Raw genomic sequence first — 15,811 nt, forward strand, 5'->3', positions numbered from 1 at the left:
CTTTATGTCGATTAACTGAGGTACTTAATCATGAAACGCACCGCACAATTACAACCATTATCTCGTCAACATCATCTAGGTCTGAATCTATCTCGCCATGCTAAAGAGTGTGCTGATGAACCTAACGCAATTGCCGAGCATTGGCTAAATATCACGTCTTATATTAACGAGATGCAACAGCATTTTCAGATTGAAGACAATCTAATTGCTCATGCCTTACGGCCTCATAGCAGCTCCAAACCTGAGGTGGCATCGCTACTGAATACACTTGATGCGCAGCACAAGTCCCTGCATGCACTCATGGCAGAGGTTCAGGATTTGCCGCAATCTCAAAGCAATCACGTCACAGTTGGACAAGTCAAAAAACTCGCCACCTTGCTATACGATCATATTCGTTTTGAAGAACGAGAATTGTTTCCTATCGTTGAGCGCTATCTGACGACAGAAGAATTAGAGGTTATTTATGATGCCAGTCCAGACAGTATTAAACGCTCCGATGAGAACCGCTAGAGCGCATCTCGTTCAAAAATGAGTGCATGGATACCTCTGCTTAATGTGCTGGCTTGATGCGTTAAATATAACAGCGTACCCCTTTATTTAGCGCATCTTTTATTAAAGTTATCTTAATCTATAGCGAGATAACCTGCGTCAGAAAAATACTGTTGTCCAGCAGGCGAGCGCAAATAGTTTGAAAAATCTGTCGCGGCAGTAGTATCACTAATCACCAACCCGTCTTGCAAAATAGGGGGGTAAGCGTCTGGCGTTAACGTATAGAACTGCTCAGGTGTGGCCTTAATTGCTGTCAGTTGTGATTGAGCGACAAAGCCATAATCGACATTGCCAGTATGCGCATATTGAAACGCTTGCCCGATATTTTCAGCTTGAATAATGCGACTTTGCTCAGTGAGAGTGTCAAAGATATTTTGCGTTTGTAGATAGGCTTGTGCCGATTTGCCATAAGGGGCAAGTTCTGGATTAGCAATGGTGATCTTGCTATCAGACTCAGACATCAATAATGCATTTAAGGTAGTAGGATTGAGTCCTTTAAGGGATTTGTTAACACTATAGAGTGCCAGCTGACCTCGGGTATAAGTAAAGGGCTCGTGGGTTGCTTCGTCAGCAGATTTTACGTTATCTAGTTTTTCTTTGGCTAGCTTGGTAGGAAATTCTTGATTGGCGGATAAAAATATATCGTAAGGTGCGCCAGAGGTAATCTGCGCATATAACTTACCTGAAGAGGCGTAAGTCACGTCAATCGCTTGTGAAGGCGGGGGTTTATCCGCTTGATACGCAGCAATGATTTCAGTCAATACATCTGATAAGTTGGCAGCTGCAGCGATACGCAGTGTTTGATTTTGCTCAGTGGCTTTGTCGGCGTTTGATTGAACAAGCTCAGCGGTTTGCTCTTTGCTACAAGCGGTTAGCGTTAATGCTAAGCAAGCTGATGATATTGTTATTATTTTAATCATTATTATGAAGCCTTCTTATTATTACTCGCCAGTATCGCTTTGAGCAGTTATTTAAATTACAGTTTTAAGTCCAGTGTTAGACCCAGTTTTTAAGACCTGATTTTCAAGACGGCTTTAGCCGTTATTGCTAAGCCACTTAGAAGAATCGTCTTGGTAATATTCTTGCTTCCAAACTGGAATGTCGGCTTTAATAGTATCCAATATCCAGCGACAAGCATCAAAGGCAGGATAGCGATGGGCAGAAACCACGCCAACCCAAATAGCGACATCACCAATCTCTAATGCACCGATACGATGAATGGCAATGGCATGGGTCATCTCAAAACGCTTTTTGGCTTCTTCGATAATGGCGCGACCTTGATTGATGGCAAGATCTTCGTAGCCATAATAAGTCAAACGATTGACGCTACTGGCATTATTATGATTGCGTACCCGTCCTTCAAAGCAGACAAACGCGCCGCAACTGTCATTATCAAGGGTGCTTTTAAGGCGGCTTTCATCAATATTGGTATCTAACAGCGCAAAACCATCACGTTCAGCGATGAGGTACGCCTCATCGATGCTACGCTTAATGCTCATCGACTGCCCATGTATATTGTCTGTCATAACTATTTTCTCTATTTATTATTTTAAGATTATTAGCGATATAAATAAATATTTGGAGGGTTTTAACCGCCAGCGACCGGCGTGATAAAAACCACACTATCACCCTCATAAATCTCATCTGTCCACTTAGCAAAGTAATCATTTACTGCCACACGTAACTCCGACTGCGGACGACTAAAACGATGCTTTTGGCGTAGTTGTTCGTACAGTTCGGTCAATGAAGTCGACTGTGGCACCTTGATTTTTTCTTCAGGGCAATTGGCTTCATCAGCCAAGCTGGCAAAGTATAAAACATTAATACTCATCGTGGCATCTATCTCTGAATCTGTATTGCTTTCTACTAGAGTGCTCATAGCAATCTCCATTATTTATTCATTACTAATATTTTTGTACATGATATTCATAAAACCAATTTAAGTATGTTGATAGTCGGACTTACCGCCGGTTTTTTTCATAAGATGGATATTATCAATCACAATGTCATGCGAGATGGCTTTGGTCATATCGTAAATAGTCAAGCAGGCGACACTGACGGCGGTCAACGCTTCCATTTCTACCCCAGTTTTATGAGTTACTTTGACAGTTGCGGTCACAGTGATACTGCTTTGGTTGTCATCATATTCAAAGCTTAAGCTGATTTTATCTAGGGGCAGGGGATGACAAAGTGGAATCAGGTCATGGGTACGTTTGGCTGCCATGATACCGGCAATATGAGCGGTCTGGGTGATGCTGCCTTTTTTGGTCATACCGTCAGCGGCTTTGATTTGCGTATAAATATCTGCAGGAAAAACGACTTGTCCGACTGCATGGGCTTCTCTGGTGGTGGGCGTTTTGCCACTCACATCAACCATGGTGATAGCACCGTCGCTATCTAAATGCGATAGGACAGATTGATTGTTTTTTTTATTGTCGTTATTCATTTTCACGTCTCTTAAATGACTGGTTTATCTTAATACATATTTTTATATATCACGCAAAGCAGTGCAGGCACAATCAAACGCATCCGGCGTATTAAAATTGGTTAAATATTGCCAGTTTTGTGGCAGTGCCACAGGTTTTACGATGGGCTTAATAAATCTCATCACTTGTCGCTGTCCATTATCAATATAATGCTTTAAATCAGGTTCAATACTTAAATGATATAAACCTAACAATGGATATAAATGACTGTTATCAGTTAGGCAAATGACAGATTTGTCTGCAGCTTGCGTGATATGAGGTTGCAGTTTTTGCCATAAATCGCTGATAGAAATCAAGCTATCGCAGCTAATGACCAGCAACCAAGATTGCTGCCAGCTTGCGTCTTTCGTTAATTGGTTTGAACTTGCCAAAGCTTGCAATGCTGCTTCAATCGCTACCAATGCGCCACCGGTTTTAATCGGTTTATCATCATTGCTTGACAGAATCTTGTTAGAAAAACCGTTGGCAGATAGATAGTCAGTAATAGGAAAGACTGACGATTGTGGATTTTTCTTAAGAAAATCCGGAGTGATAGTAAAACCACGCTTATTATCCGCAATCATAATAGGCACGTTATTTATAAGGGCTGCACTTAATTCAAGCGCCTGCCTGACATGATAGTCAAGCAAACGTTCGCCTGTTGGTAAGATAAGCTCAGCTTTTGGCGACCCCATACGCTTGGATGCACCGCCTGCCAAGATAACGATACCGGCTAATAGATTCAATCTATCTACTTCGATTAAGCTATCCGCCACTTCAAGCATGAATCAATCATGACCTGGGTTGGTACGCATAAAGTGCGGCACAAAGTTACAAGGACGCGTGCGGCTATCGAGCTGCTCTTGTAAGATACCTTCCCAAGCGGTGCGGCAAGCACCTGACGAACCGGGTAAACAGAAAATACCCGTGCCATTTGCCATGCCAGCCACGGCGCGAGATTGAATCGTCGACATACCGATATCGTCTTTTGAGATTAAGCGGAACATCTCACCAAAGCCATCAACCGATTTATCAAATAATACGCTGACCGCCTCTGGCATGCTGTCACGGATATAGAAACCAGTACCGCCAGTGGTAATAATAGCGTGCACATCTGGGTCGGCAATCCAACCACTAATCACGGCTCTGATTTTATAAATATCATCGATAATCAGCTGACGATCGGCCAGTTGATGACCTGCTGCTGTCAATTGATCGACCAAATACTGCCCTGAGGTGTCTTCTGCAAGAGTACGACTGTCAGAAACCGTTAAGATGGCGATATTAAGCGGGGTAAAGGGGGCTTGCAGCTTACTCATGGATGTTCCTTAATAAATACGCTTGTTATAAAAGGTGAGAAATTTGATTATTAGTATGTTTTTGATTTTATCCGCCAATCATCGACAAGTTATTCATCATGCCACTATTAGACTCATGAAGGTGATGATGCTCAGGTTTAATAGGCATAAAGCTATGTAAAGTGTTCACAAGCCCTGCAACATCATCTTGCTCTAGGTGCTGACGAATATCGTAGTTACCTTGGTCAAATAAGCACAGATGTACCTTGCCTTGACTGCTGACCCGCAGACGATTGCAGCTATCACAAAAATGAGCGGCATAAGGGGCAATCATACCGATACGCCCTTGATAATCTGGATGGCTGTACTCTATCGCTGGGCCATCGTTGCTGCCGCGTACATGGGTTTGCCAGCCGTTTTTTAATAAATAGTTAGTAATAATATCGGACTGTGCATGCTGCGCAAAAAATAAGTCGCTGTTGTCACTGGTCTGCATAAATTCAATAAATCGATAGGTCACGGCTCTGTCTTTGATGTATTCGATGGCATTCATCAGATTTTCAAAGGCCGTTTCTGCCATTAAAATACTGTTTATTTTTAGCTTAATGTCTGTGGTCGCAAGTAAAGTATCCATATCAGCCAAGAGCTGCGGCAACATGTCAAAGCCAGTCATCTTATGAAAAGTAGCAGCATTAAAGCTATCCATACTGATATTGAGCTGATTAAGCCCAGCAGTTTGCCAATTTGCTAAGTGCTTGCCAAGCTTATAACCATTACTGGTCATGGCAACCGTTTCAATACCTTCGGTGTTTTTGATAGTTTTAATGATTCCTACCACATCACGGCGTATAGAGGGTTCACCGCCGGTAATCCGTACTTTTTTGGTGCCAACTTGGGCAAAGCCGCGGATTAACGTGGCAATTTCAGTGACACTCAGCTCATTTTGCGGTGGCTTGCCTTGATAGCCATCAGGCAGGCAATACTCACAGCGAAAATTACAGAAATCGGTAATCGATAGACGCAAGTAGGTCAGACGTCGTGCAAAACCATCGGTTAATGGTTGGGAGAGCGTAGCAGGGGAGTGAATAGACGAGATAGCAGTTTTCGATGCCACTTTCAATGATGAGTCACCATCAGAAATAGCGGGTGCAGTGGCAGGCGAATACAATTGCACATTGCCTGCGTTGGGGGCAAGATGGTTCATAGATGATTACCATTAATATTAAGTATAGTGTGTACTTTTAGGCGTTGCCTCAGGTTATGAGTGGAATGTTCTATTTAGGTATGATTATGACAGCTTACTAGCAAATAACCATTCACCGTAAGTGACTGACAGACTACCACCAAAGTAGTAGCTGCTCATTAATTGTGATTTTTAAAATCAAGACATACCCTAATCAGTTTCTCATGATTCATGACTAATTAACTATACAGTGACTAATAATTTAATTATTTAGCTATTATTCAGCTATGTAACCAAGGGAAGGGCTGCACTTTTACGGTTTCACCGGCAGCTATATTGCCAGAATCTTGCGCCAAGACAATAAAGCAGTTGGCGTGGCTAAGTTGTTTGATACGGTGCGATTGTTGCTTGCTAAAGCTCTCAACTTCAAACTCGCCCGCTTCATTCTGCGACAAAATCCCTCTTTGAAAATCCATACGGCCCGCCGATTTTTTAACATCATTTTTAAGCGTTGCCGTGAGGCTTAACTGCATAGGTCGCTCTTGTGGCGCAGCGCCTACCATCTGCCACAAGGCTGGAATCACAAATTGTAAGCTGCCGACGACAGTCGATAGCGGGTTGCCAGGTAAGCCAAAATATACTACGGGCTTATCCAGTTTTTTATTTTTATCACCAAGCAACTCACCAAAAACAAAAGGCTTTCCTGGTTTCATTGCTACTTTATAGTGATTGATTTGTCCCAACTGCTCAATAACAGTGGTTAAAAAATCATAATCACCTACTGATACACCAGCGGTGGATATCAGTACGTCACACTTTTGTACGGCTTTATTCACAACCTTTATAGTCTTATCCAAATCATCAGGAACAATACCATAGTCATGAATAATAATTGGTAATTGGGCAAGCATGCTTTTGAGGGTTGGGGTATTAGAGTTATATATCTGTGCTGAATCTTTTAATTTATCTCCAAGCGCTACCAGTTCATCACCTGTTGCCAAAATACCGACGATGAGTGGCTCAAAAACTTTTACTTTATCAATTCCTAAATTAGCCAGTAAGCTAATATCAGTCGGATTTAAGCGCTTGCCTTGTTGTAGTATCAATTCGTTCTGTTGTATTTCCTCGCCTTGTTTACGGATATTAGTATCAATATTTGCCGCCTTTGCCAATATAATCTCGTAAGGTTGAGTCTTATCGATGTTGTCTTTTATAAACTCAAAATTAGTATCCTCTTGCATGATGACTGTATTACAGTTAATTGGTACTACAGCGCCGGTAAAAATACGAATACCTTGATCTTTTTTAACTGTACCACTAAAAGGGCTGCCTGCTTGTGATTCACCAACGATCTCAATAGAGCTGGCTTTTGAGATTGTACTACCTGTAGCAATAGCATAACCATCCATTGCTGATACATTTTGCCGTGGTATAGAAAACGGCGATATAATATATTCAGCTAATATCTGATTAAGACTTTCCAAGAGTGGGCAGATTTGTGTTGCTCTTTTGTTTATAGGAGCGTCAATTTTATTGTAAATCTCTATCCGTTTTTTAATAGCAAGAAGTAATTGATCGGGGGTAATCATAAGTGCTAGACCCTTATTGGCTATAACTTTATCAATAACTTCACGTAATTAGGGTATGTGCTCATTTTTAGCCCATTTGATCGCTTTTATTAAGATTGAGGACACACCCTAAGTATCAAAAGTATCAAAAAATAATGAGCTGATATCTCACTAGCCGCGGAACACGTTCTCTTGCTCAAGCATCATCTCGATGCCTTCGATTTCTGCTTCATTGGCTAAGGTAAACAGATAATCGCACAATGATTGATGAAAGGCTTGTTGGCTCAGCTTATTATGAATAGCAGGGCTCACTTGCTCATAGGTCATCTGTATCCCAGCTTCCTTATTCAGCACATCAACGATATGAAAACCGTAACGGCTTTCGACAGGGCTTGGTGCCAGTCCTTTATCTAACTTAAATAACACGCTTTCAAATTCTGGCACGGTTTGTCCTTTACTAATAACACCCAGTTCGCCACCTTGCTCTTTTGAAGGGCAAGCTGAATACTGGCGCGCTAATTGAATAAATTCTGCATCAGGATTGGCATTATTTTTGATTTGTTCAATAAACTCGTAAGCAGTTTTTTTGAGTTTTAAGCGCTCATCGCCATCTTCAGGTAGGCATGCCAGTAAGATATGGCGTACGGTCATGATGGGATCGGTCTTAAAATCAGTGATATTTTGCTTATAATAACGCTCACACGTTACTATGTCTGGTATCGTTGCTTGAACGTTTTGGTCTATCAAATTAGAGATGGCTTTTTCTTCATCTTCCAACCATGCTTTCTCGCTAAGACTTGGTTCATCTAAAACAGCCAATCTGAGTAATTCACGTACAACTAGCGCTTGTGTTGCTAAATATACCGCATCTTCTTTGTTTTCCGCTGGATGATACTGCAGCTCTTGGGCGATATTGGTTCTATCTATCATCACGCCATTAACCGTCACTGATGGCAGCTCATCACGGCTGGAAGCAATCAAGTTTTTATGGTTGCTGCGTTCTTCAGCCATTGCTTTTTCGATAAACTCTTGATCAGAATGTGGTTTTTGTAGATCCGTTAAGGTTGGCATCAGATGCACGATATCATTACCATGGCTATGATTGTGCTCGTGGCTGTGGTCGTGGCCACAATCATGACCGCTGTGTGTGTTATCAGCACCAGTAGCGGCATGATCAGTATGAATGTCACTACTAACGCTATTATTTACGCTGTTACTTACGTTATTAGTCGTCGTGTGGTCGGCTGGATTGTAGGTACTGACAGTCATGGCTTTTGCTCCACTAAAGTTTTCGATAAAAGTTTGAGTACGTAAGCGTTATTGATTAATTATTAAAGGTATAGACTGCTCTACGAATTTATTGAGATTTCTTTTGTCTGACGATCTGATAACGGCGACCTAAATACCATACTGGCGCGCTGATAATATGAATCAGTCGAGTAAACGGGAATATCGCAATCAGCGTGATGCCCAGTGCCATATGCAGCTGATAAATTAAGTCGGTCTGCTCGATACGAGCCGCTGCTTGCCAAGGTCTTAAGATAGTGATGTCTTGTGCCCAACCAGCCAAATTCATCATGGTGTAGCCATCTAAATGCTTCACTGAGGTAAAGATGGAAATAAGACCTAAGTTAAGCTGAATAAAGAGCAGTACAAGGACGAGCTTGTCCGAAAACGATGAGGTGTTTGAGATGCGGTCATCCATAAAGCGCCGCCATATCAGCATTGCTAAACCAAACCAGCAGAATACCCCTGCAATACCACCGACGACCACCGCTAAAATCTGCTTATGACCGGCACTAATAAATCGATCATAGAGAAAATGTGGCGTCAACATACCGAATAAATGCCCAAGTAATACGACGATAATACCAACGTGGAATAAGTTGCTGGCAAGACGCATATTTTTGGTTCTGAGCATCTGCGTTGAGCCTGTCTTCCACGAATACTGAGACAAATCAAAACGTACCCAAGTGCCAATGATAGCGATGGTTAATGCCACATAGGGATAAACACCAAAAAGGAATATTTGCAGCCAATTTAGATTGGCTAAAGACTGTACACTAGGATCTGCAATATTCATGTCCTTTCTCCTTATTATGGTTTAACCGTTGGATTGGTTTTAAAGTCTACCCAGTGCACAGGAGCGTCGACAGCGTTTGGATTGGCTCTAACGCCTGCTTTTGCCGCTAGACTTTGGGTGCTAGTCTGAGACGAGCAACGCTCTTCTTGTTGCGCATCCAAGAACGTGACCACTTCTTCTTCCCACTCTTTGTCCAATGCTTCAAAGCTGTCATCGGGTTTTTCTTTGCTGATTTTTTCTTGATACTCCTCGACCATATCTAGAGGCTTGCCAGCAATCTGCAACAGCGCATTAAAGCAGCCTTTATACATACTGCCGCGGTGTTCAAGTCTGGCAGCAAGCAAAGCAATGATATGGCTAACATCGGCAATATCCATACGAATTTGAATGTCATCTTCGATAACCGTTGCTTGATACGCCAAAAATTCTAGATATAAAGGCAGATAATCAGGCAGTTCTTTGACGCTAATGGCAAAGCCAGCTTCTTCGTACTGACCCATCAAATCGACCATGGCTTGCCCGCGATCACGCGACTCGCCATGTACATGCTCAAACAACCAAAGTGATAAAGAGCGACCGCGCTCAAACAGTCCGTCATAACGCGCTTGTGCTTCAAGAGAGCCGGTATCGATTAAGTCTTCAATCAAGTCAATGATTTGTATGCGGACTTCAGGGCTAATAATGGTGGATCTAGCAACAATCTCTGTGCAGTCAGCCAAGGTATCGCCAATAAACAGCTCATTGCTTGGATAGTCGATAAGTAAGCTTAATACTTTGAGCAGCTTCAATTCTGATGTGCCAATCACTGGTGGCATGACAGAATCAATGACAGCACTGTCGGTATAATATTGAGTAGTTTGCATCTTAAGACTCCCATTTCTGTACAGTATCGATGAAATCACGACGGTTAGTTTTGCGTTGTCCAAACATACTGTTGTCAGAATGTCCTGAACAACCTTCACCGAAAGTGAAACCACAGCCATTACGCTCAGCAAATGCATCACTCAATGCTTCTTCACGATGCGCGGTTGGAATCACAAAACGATCTTCATAGTTGGCGATAGCGAGATAGCGATACATCTCTTCAACCTGAAGTTTGGTCAAACCAACATCATCTAAGATGCTTTGAACCTCTTGTTTTTCGACCAGTTGCATACGTTTGTAGCTACGCATCGCCAGCAGACGTTTTAGCGCAAGACGAACAGGTTCTTCATCACCTGCGGTCAGTAAGTTGGCTAAATAGCGTAGCGGAATACGTAAGCTGTCAACATCTGGAATCAGACCGTCCATACCGACTTTGCCTGCTTCAGCCGCATTTTGAATCGGTGATAATGGCGGTACATACCAAACCATCGGCAAGGTACGGTATTCAGGGTGTAGTGGTAGGGCAAGCTTCCAATCTACGGCAAGCTTATATACTGGCGAGCGCTGCGCAGAGTCAATGACTGACTGCGGCACACCGTCTTTTAGCGCTTGAGCAATAACTTCAGGATCGTTAGGATCTAGGAATAAATCCAATTGTGCAGGATAGATGTCTTTCTCGTTTGGCGTGCTAGCGGCTGCAGCAATTTTATCAGCGTCATACAGCAAGACACCTAAGTAGCGGATACGACCGACACACGTTTCTGAACAGACAGTCGGCAAACCGGCTTCAATACGCGGATAGCAGAAGATGCATTTTTCAGATTTACCGGATTTCCAGTTGTAGTAAATCTTTTTATAAGGGCAGCCTGAGATACACATACGCCAGCCGCGACATTTTTCTTGATCAATCAAGACAATACCGTCTTCTTCACGCTTGTAGATCGCGCCACTAGGGCACGCCGCGACGCACGTTGGGTTCAAGCAATGCTCGCACAGACGCGGCAAATACATCATGAAAGTATTTTCGTACTCGCCGTAGATATCCGCTTGAATATTGTCAAAGTTTTTATCTTTGCGACGTTTTTCAAACTCCGTCCCTAGAATCTCTTCCCAGTTAGGACCCCATTCAATTTTTTGCATACGCTTGCCAGTGATGGCTGAGCGCGGGCGGGCGATAGGCTGATGGGTACTGATAGGTGCGGTATGAAGGTGTTGATAATCGAAATCAAACGGTTCGTAATAATCATCAATCTCTGGCAAATCAGGGTTGGCAAAAATATTGGCCAATACTCTGAATTTCCCACCAATGCGTGGATTGATCGTGCCATTGGCGTTACGTATCCAACCGCCTTTCCATTTGGTTTGGTTTTCCCACTCTTTGGGGTAGCCGATACCAGGCTTTGACTCAACGTTGTTAAACCATGCGTATTCCATACCTTCACGGCTGGTCCAGACGTTTTTACAGGTGACTGAGCAGGTGTGACAACCGATACATTTATCAAGGTTAAGCACCATGCCGACTTGCGAACGAATTTTCATTGATGTGCTCCAAATATTGGTAGAAAAAGCAGCTCTTTATTCTTCATCGATGTCTTTTTAAAAGTTGTTGTTTCAAAATCTGACTTTTAAAAAAACCTATTTTCAATAGAAGAAAACACTTTAATCTTCGATGGTGGTTGGTAATGGACGAGGTAATTCGTTATCTGGTTTATCTTCTAGCCAGTCGATTTTTGACATCTTACGAATTACGACAAACTCATCACGGTTACAACCTACGGTGCCATAATAGTTAAAGCCATAAGATTGCTGGGCGTAGCTGCCAATCATATGCGTCGGTTTCAAGATAGTACGGGTCATTGAGTTATGAATACCGCCACGCGTACCGGTCTGCTCAGAACCTGGAATATTTACCAGTTTCTCTTGGGCGTGATACATCATGGTCATGCCTTCTTTGACACGTTGACTGACGATGGCACGAGCGGTAAGCGCGCCGTTGGCATTAAACAGCTCGATCCAGTCATTGTCGACGATACCTGCTTTTGCCGCATCGACTTCTGACATCCAAACACAAGGTCCACCGCGGCTTAGGGTTAGCATCAGCAAGTTTTCAGAGTAGGTACTGTGGATGCCCCATTTTTGGTGTGGTGTTAAGAAGTTCAGTACAATCTCTTTATTACCGTTTGGCTTGGCATCTTTTACCATCGCCGTGGTTTTAGTATCGATCGGTGGACGATACTGCTGCATTTGCTCACCAAATGCTTGCATCCAAGGATGATCTTGATAGAACTGTTGACGACCGGTAATGGTGCGCCAAGGAATCAGTTCATGGACGTTGGTATAACCTGCGTTATAACTTACTTCATCCGACTCAATACCTGACCACGTTGGGCTTGAGATGATTTTACGCGGCTGCGCGACAATATCTTTAAAACGAATTTTTTCATGTTCGCTAGATTTGGCAAGATGCGCATGCTCGCGACCAGTAAATTCAGATAATGCTTCCCACCCTTTTACCGCAACATGACCGTTGGTTTCAGGTGCGAGCATCAAAATCATCTCAGAGGCATTAATAGCGGTATTGAGACTTGGCCTGCCTTCAGAAATACCGGGCTCAGTCACTCTATGATTTAAATCACCGAGTTGTTTGACTTCGGTTTTCATATCCCAGTTTAAGCCTTTTGAGCCGTTGCCCAGTTTTTCTAGGGCAGGGCCCATAGAAGTGAACTTTTTATAAGTGCTAGGATAATCACGTTCAACCACTTTAATCATCGGACAGTTTTTGCCCGGCACTGGTTTTTCGCCCGCTGTTTTCCAGTCAGTACCCCCGAATGGCTGCGCCAACTCACCTGGGGTATCATGTTGCATAGGCATAGTGACAACGTCAGTCTCAACACCTAAATGACCTTTTGAGATTTCAGAGAAGCTCTTGGCAATGCCTTTATAAATTTCCCAGTCCGTTTTAGATTCCCAAGCTGGGTCTGTGGCGGCGGTTAAAGGGTGGATGAACGGGTGCATGTCTGAGGTGTTCATGTCATCTTTTTCATACCATGTCGCTGTCGGCAGTACGATATCTGAATACATACAGGTAGACGACATACGGAAGTCTAAAGTGACGACCAAGTCCAATTTGCCCGTAGGGCCTTTTTCTACCCAATCCACTTCTTTTGGTTGCAGCTGACCTGCGACATTTTCTTCATTGAGCAAGCCATTTTTGGTACCCAAGAAGTACTTGAGCATGTATTCATGACCTTTACCTGATGAGCCCAATAGGTTTGAGCGCCAGATAAACATGTTGCGCGGGAAGTTATCTGGATTGTCAGGAGATTCACAAGCAAAGCGGATGCTGCCATCTTCAAGAGAGTCAACGACATACTCTTCCACGTCTTTACCACTTACTTTGGCTTTAGCGGCGATAGTCAGTGGGTTGCAGTTTAATTGCGGGGCAGAAGGCAGCCAGCCTGCGCGCTCCGCTTGAATGTTGTAGTCAAGCATGTGTTCTGGGAAGAATTTTTTATCGACAAGCGGTGAGAGTATTTCATGGGCAGAAATAGTTTCATGACGCCACTGTGAGCTGTGCGCATAGAAAAAGCTGGTACCAGCCATCTGGCGTGGTGGACGCATCCAGTCGAGTGCAAATGCCAATGGCAACCAGCCTGTTTGTGGACGCAGTTTTTCTTGACCAACATAATGTGCCCAGCCGCCGCCAGATTTACCGATACAGCCACACAGCATGAGCATATTGATCACGCCGCGATAGTTCATATCGAGGTGATACCAGTGATTCATCCCCGCACCGATGATAATCATCGATTTACCATGGGTTTTATGGGCGTTTTCAGCAAATTCACGAGCTACTTGGATGACGCGTTCACGACTTAGACCAGTAATCACTTCTTGCCAAGCAGGGGTACCTGGTACAGTCGCGTCGTTATAGTCATCAGTGACATGCTCGCCACCCACACCATTATCCACACCAAGGTTAGCAACGGTTAAATCAAATACCGTAGCGACGATAGCAGTTGTACCATCGGCAAGGGTAATGGTTTTACAAGGAACGGTTTTTTGTTGTATCGCTTCGCCTGGTACTGATGCAAAATGTGGATGTTCAACATGACCAAAATAATCAAAGCCAACTATGCAGGTTTCATTGCTGTCTTTTAAAGTTAGTGTTAGATCAATGTCTGCGCCTGTCGTACCATTTTTCTGCTCAAGATTCCATTTGCCTTTTTCGCCCCAACGGTAGCCGATAGAACCAAGGGGAGAAACCAGCTCGCCATCGCTATTTAGACCAATAGTTTTCCATTCTGGGTTGTTTTCTTGCCCTAAGTTATCAATTAAGTCAGATGCACGTAGATAGCGACCTGCATGGCGCGCGCCTTCTTCGCCTTCTAGCATCACTAGGACAGGTAAGTCGGTGTAGCGTTTGGCATAATCTAAGAAGTAATCACTAGGCTGCTTAAGATAAAACTCTTTGATAATGACATGGCAGAATGCCTGTGCAACGGCAGCATCAGTACCTTGTTTAGGATTGAGCCATAAGTCCGTTAATTTAGAGACTTCCGCATAGTCAGGGGTGATCGAGACCGTTTTAGTGCCTTTATAACGAACTTCAGTAAAGAAATGCGCATCGGGTGTACGTGTTTGTGGGACGTTCGAGCCCCAAGCAATAATATAGTCAGAGTTGTACCAATCGGCTGATTCTGGTACGTCAGTCTGCTCGCCCCAAACCATTGGCGAGGCTGGAGGTAGGTCACAATACCAGTCGTAAAATGATAAGCAAACACCTCCAATCAATGATAAATAACGGCTACCAGCGGCATAACTGACCATCGACATCGCAGGAATCGGAGAGAAGCCAACGATACGGTCAGGACCAAAGGTTTTGGCAGTATAAACGTTACTGGCAGCGATGATTTCGTTCACTTCTGCCCATGTTGAACGGATGAAACCACCCAAGCCGCGCTTAGATTTATATTGTTCTGCTTTGATAGGGTCTTGGACAATGCTGCCCCACGCATCAACTGGATCAGGATACTGCGCTTTGGCTTCACGCCATAATTTGAGTAGTGGTTTACGCACTTTAGGGTATTTGACACGGTTAGCAGAGTACATATACCAGCTGTAGCTTGCGCCACGCGGACAGCCACGTGGTTCGTGGTTTGGTAGATCTGGTCGGGTTTCTGGATAGTCAGTCTGCTGAGTTTCCCACGTGACCAAGCCATTTTTGACGTAGATTTTCCACGAGCAAGAGCCAGTGCAGTTGACGCCATGCGTTGAACGCACGACTTTGTCATACTGCCAGCGGCTACGATACACATTTTCCCAATCACGAGACTCATCGCGTGTCTCGCCATGCCCATCGGAGAATTCGCCCTGTTTACGTTTAAAAAAACGGAATTGGTCGAGTAAATGGCTCATTTCTCTATCCTCTGTGTTATTGCCTATGGTGTATCTAAAGCTGAGTGCAGGGTAGTTCTGTATGAGTAACTATATGCACATCAGCCATAAATATTATTCGATAGTGCCATTTTAAATAAACGATCGCTGCCTGACTATCCGCTAACATGAGCAGAGCACTACCACCTTAGTAGTAGCTACTAAAAGTAAAGCGTCTTTAAAAATACGGTTAAGAAACCTTTATCAATGCCTATTAATGCTCATCAATCAGCTAAAATGGCTCGGCTAATGCTAATTGGCAAAAATACCCATAAAAAAAGTGCTGCTTAAGCTGGCAAGTAGCACTATAAAGAGAAACCTTTTAATTTAAAAAAGTGTTCAATAGACTGAATTTTAAGCAAATG

General features: G+C 43.4%; 14 protein-coding genes. 1 reads left to right on the forward strand and 13 read right to left on the reverse strand.

The genetic code is table 11. From position 1 onward, the window contains the following. Window positions 1–30 precede the first annotated feature (30 nt). Window positions 31–510, forward strand: coding sequence for a hemerythrin domain-containing protein (locus tag AAEY72_RS00385; RefSeq protein ID WP_352308987.1), 480 nt, complete (start codon window positions 31–33; stop codon window positions 508–510). A 113-nt stretch (window positions 511–623) separates the two neighbouring features. Here AAEY72_RS00385 and modA read toward each other — a convergent pair whose 3' ends face one another. The 13 genes from modA to AAEY72_RS00450 all read right to left on the reverse strand — a co-directional run bounded on the left by modA (window position 624) and on the right by AAEY72_RS00450 (window position 15,428). Next, complete coding sequence (gene modA, locus AAEY72_RS00390) at window positions 624–1,469, reverse strand: molybdate ABC transporter substrate-binding protein (protein ID WP_352308988.1); 846 nt, start codon at window positions 1,467–1,469, stop codon at window positions 624–626. Between the two features lie 114 nt (window positions 1,470–1,583). Then, on the reverse strand, window positions 1,584–2,075 hold the full coding sequence (locus AAEY72_RS00395; RefSeq protein WP_352308989.1) for a molybdenum cofactor biosynthesis protein MoaE: 492 nt from the start codon (window positions 2,073–2,075) through the stop codon (window positions 1,584–1,586). A 62-nt stretch (window positions 2,076–2,137) separates the two neighbouring features. Further along, window positions 2,138–2,428 (reverse strand): MoaD/ThiS family protein, encoded by a 291-nt coding sequence (locus AAEY72_RS00400; RefSeq protein WP_352308990.1) that lies wholly within the window; start codon window positions 2,426–2,428, stop codon window positions 2,138–2,140. Between the two features lie 60 nt (window positions 2,429–2,488). Next, window positions 2,489–2,995, reverse strand: a complete 507-nt coding sequence (moaC, locus tag AAEY72_RS00405) for a cyclic pyranopterin monophosphate synthase MoaC (RefSeq protein ID WP_352308991.1) — start codon at window positions 2,993–2,995, stop codon at window positions 2,489–2,491. Between the two features lie 42 nt (window positions 2,996–3,037). Further along, complete coding sequence (mobA, locus tag AAEY72_RS00410; protein ID WP_352308992.1) at window positions 3,038–3,799, reverse strand: molybdenum cofactor guanylyltransferase; 762 nt, start codon at window positions 3,797–3,799, stop codon at window positions 3,038–3,040. A gap of 3 nt (window positions 3,800–3,802) precedes the next feature. Further along, on the reverse strand, window positions 3,803–4,333 hold the full coding sequence (gene moaB / locus AAEY72_RS00415) for a molybdenum cofactor biosynthesis protein B (RefSeq protein WP_352308994.1): 531 nt from the start codon (window positions 4,331–4,333) through the stop codon (window positions 3,803–3,805). A gap of 67 nt (window positions 4,334–4,400) precedes the next feature. After that, complete coding sequence (moaA, locus tag AAEY72_RS00420; protein WP_352308995.1) at window positions 4,401–5,516, reverse strand: GTP 3',8-cyclase MoaA; 1,116 nt, start codon at window positions 5,514–5,516, stop codon at window positions 4,401–4,403. 260 nt (window positions 5,517–5,776) lie between these two features. Continuing rightward, window positions 5,777–7,084 carry a molybdopterin molybdotransferase MoeA gene (locus AAEY72_RS00425; RefSeq protein ID WP_352308997.1) on the reverse strand — a complete coding sequence of 436 codons (1,308 nt, stop codon included), beginning with the start codon at window positions 7,082–7,084 and terminating at the stop codon, window positions 5,777–5,779. A 150-nt stretch (window positions 7,085–7,234) separates the two neighbouring features. After that, the gene (locus AAEY72_RS00430) at window positions 7,235–8,332 is read right to left on the reverse strand and encodes a peptidylprolyl isomerase (RefSeq protein ID WP_352308998.1); all 1,098 of its coding nucleotides are present in this window, start codon (window positions 8,330–8,332) and stop codon (window positions 7,235–7,237) included. 88 nt (window positions 8,333–8,420) lie between these two features. Continuing rightward, window positions 8,421–9,146, reverse strand: a complete 726-nt coding sequence (narI, locus tag AAEY72_RS00435; RefSeq protein WP_352308999.1) for a respiratory nitrate reductase subunit gamma — start codon at window positions 9,144–9,146, stop codon at window positions 8,421–8,423. A 14-nt stretch (window positions 9,147–9,160) separates the two neighbouring features. Continuing rightward, window positions 9,161–10,009 carry a nitrate reductase molybdenum cofactor assembly chaperone gene (gene narJ / locus AAEY72_RS00440; RefSeq protein ID WP_352309001.1) on the reverse strand — a complete coding sequence of 283 codons (849 nt, stop codon included), beginning with the start codon at window positions 10,007–10,009 and terminating at the stop codon, window positions 9,161–9,163. Between the two features lies 1 nt (window position 10,010). Then, window positions 10,011–11,549 (reverse strand): nitrate reductase subunit beta, encoded by a 1,539-nt coding sequence (gene narH / locus AAEY72_RS00445; RefSeq protein WP_352309002.1) that lies wholly within the window; start codon window positions 11,547–11,549, stop codon window positions 10,011–10,013. A 120-nt stretch (window positions 11,550–11,669) separates the two neighbouring features. Then, window positions 11,670–15,428, reverse strand: coding sequence for a nitrate reductase subunit alpha (locus AAEY72_RS00450; RefSeq protein ID WP_352309003.1), 3,759 nt, complete (start codon window positions 15,426–15,428; stop codon window positions 11,670–11,672). Window positions 15,429–15,811: the final 383 nt, after the last annotated feature.

Source organism: Psychrobacter sp. W2-37-MNA-CIBAN-0211 (assembly GCF_040309405.1).
GTDB lineage: Bacteria > Pseudomonadota > Gammaproteobacteria > Pseudomonadales > Moraxellaceae > Psychrobacter > Psychrobacter glaciei.

What these genes read in the sequence shown, in the direction of transcription:
- AAEY72_RS00450 (WP_352309003.1), bottom strand. Translation starts at nt 15,428, where the DNA reads ATGAGCCATTTACTCGACCAATTCCGTTTTTTTAAACGTAAACAGGGC.
- AAEY72_RS00425 (WP_352308997.1), bottom strand. Translation starts at nt 7,084, where the DNA reads ATGATTACCCCCGATCAATTACTTCTTGCTATTAAAAAACGGATAGAG.
- narJ (WP_352309001.1), bottom strand. Translation starts at nt 10,009, where the DNA reads ATGCAAACTACTCAATATTATACCGACAGTGCTGTCATTGATTCTGTC.
- AAEY72_RS00395 (WP_352308989.1), bottom strand. Translation starts at nt 2,075, where the DNA reads ATGACAGACAATATACATGGGCAGTCGATGAGCATTAAGCGTAGCATC.
- modA (WP_352308988.1), bottom strand. Translation starts at nt 1,469, where the DNA reads ATGATTAAAATAATAACAATATCATCAGCTTGCTTAGCATTAACGCTA.
- narI (WP_352308999.1), bottom strand. Translation starts at nt 9,146, where the DNA reads ATGAATATTGCAGATCCTAGTGTACAGTCTTTAGCCAATCTAAATTGG.
- moaA (WP_352308995.1), bottom strand. Translation starts at nt 5,516, where the DNA reads ATGAACCATCTTGCCCCCAACGCAGGCAATGTGCAATTGTATTCGCCT.
- mobA (WP_352308992.1), bottom strand. Translation starts at nt 3,799, where the DNA reads ATGCTTGAAGTGGCGGATAGCTTAATCGAAGTAGATAGATTGAATCTA.
- AAEY72_RS00385 (WP_352308987.1), top strand. Translation starts at nt 31, where the DNA reads ATGAAACGCACCGCACAATTACAACCATTATCTCGTCAACATCATCTA.
- AAEY72_RS00430 (WP_352308998.1), bottom strand. Translation starts at nt 8,332, where the DNA reads ATGACTGTCAGTACCTACAATCCAGCCGACCACACGACGACTAATAAC.
- AAEY72_RS00400 (WP_352308990.1), bottom strand. Translation starts at nt 2,428, where the DNA reads ATGAGCACTCTAGTAGAAAGCAATACAGATTCAGAGATAGATGCCACG.
- moaC (WP_352308991.1), bottom strand. Translation starts at nt 2,995, where the DNA reads ATGAATAACGACAATAAAAAAAACAATCAATCTGTCCTATCGCATTTA.
- moaB (WP_352308994.1), bottom strand. Translation starts at nt 4,333, where the DNA reads ATGAGTAAGCTGCAAGCCCCCTTTACCCCGCTTAATATCGCCATCTTA.
- narH (WP_352309002.1), bottom strand. Translation starts at nt 11,549, where the DNA reads ATGAAAATTCGTTCGCAAGTCGGCATGGTGCTTAACCTTGATAAATGT.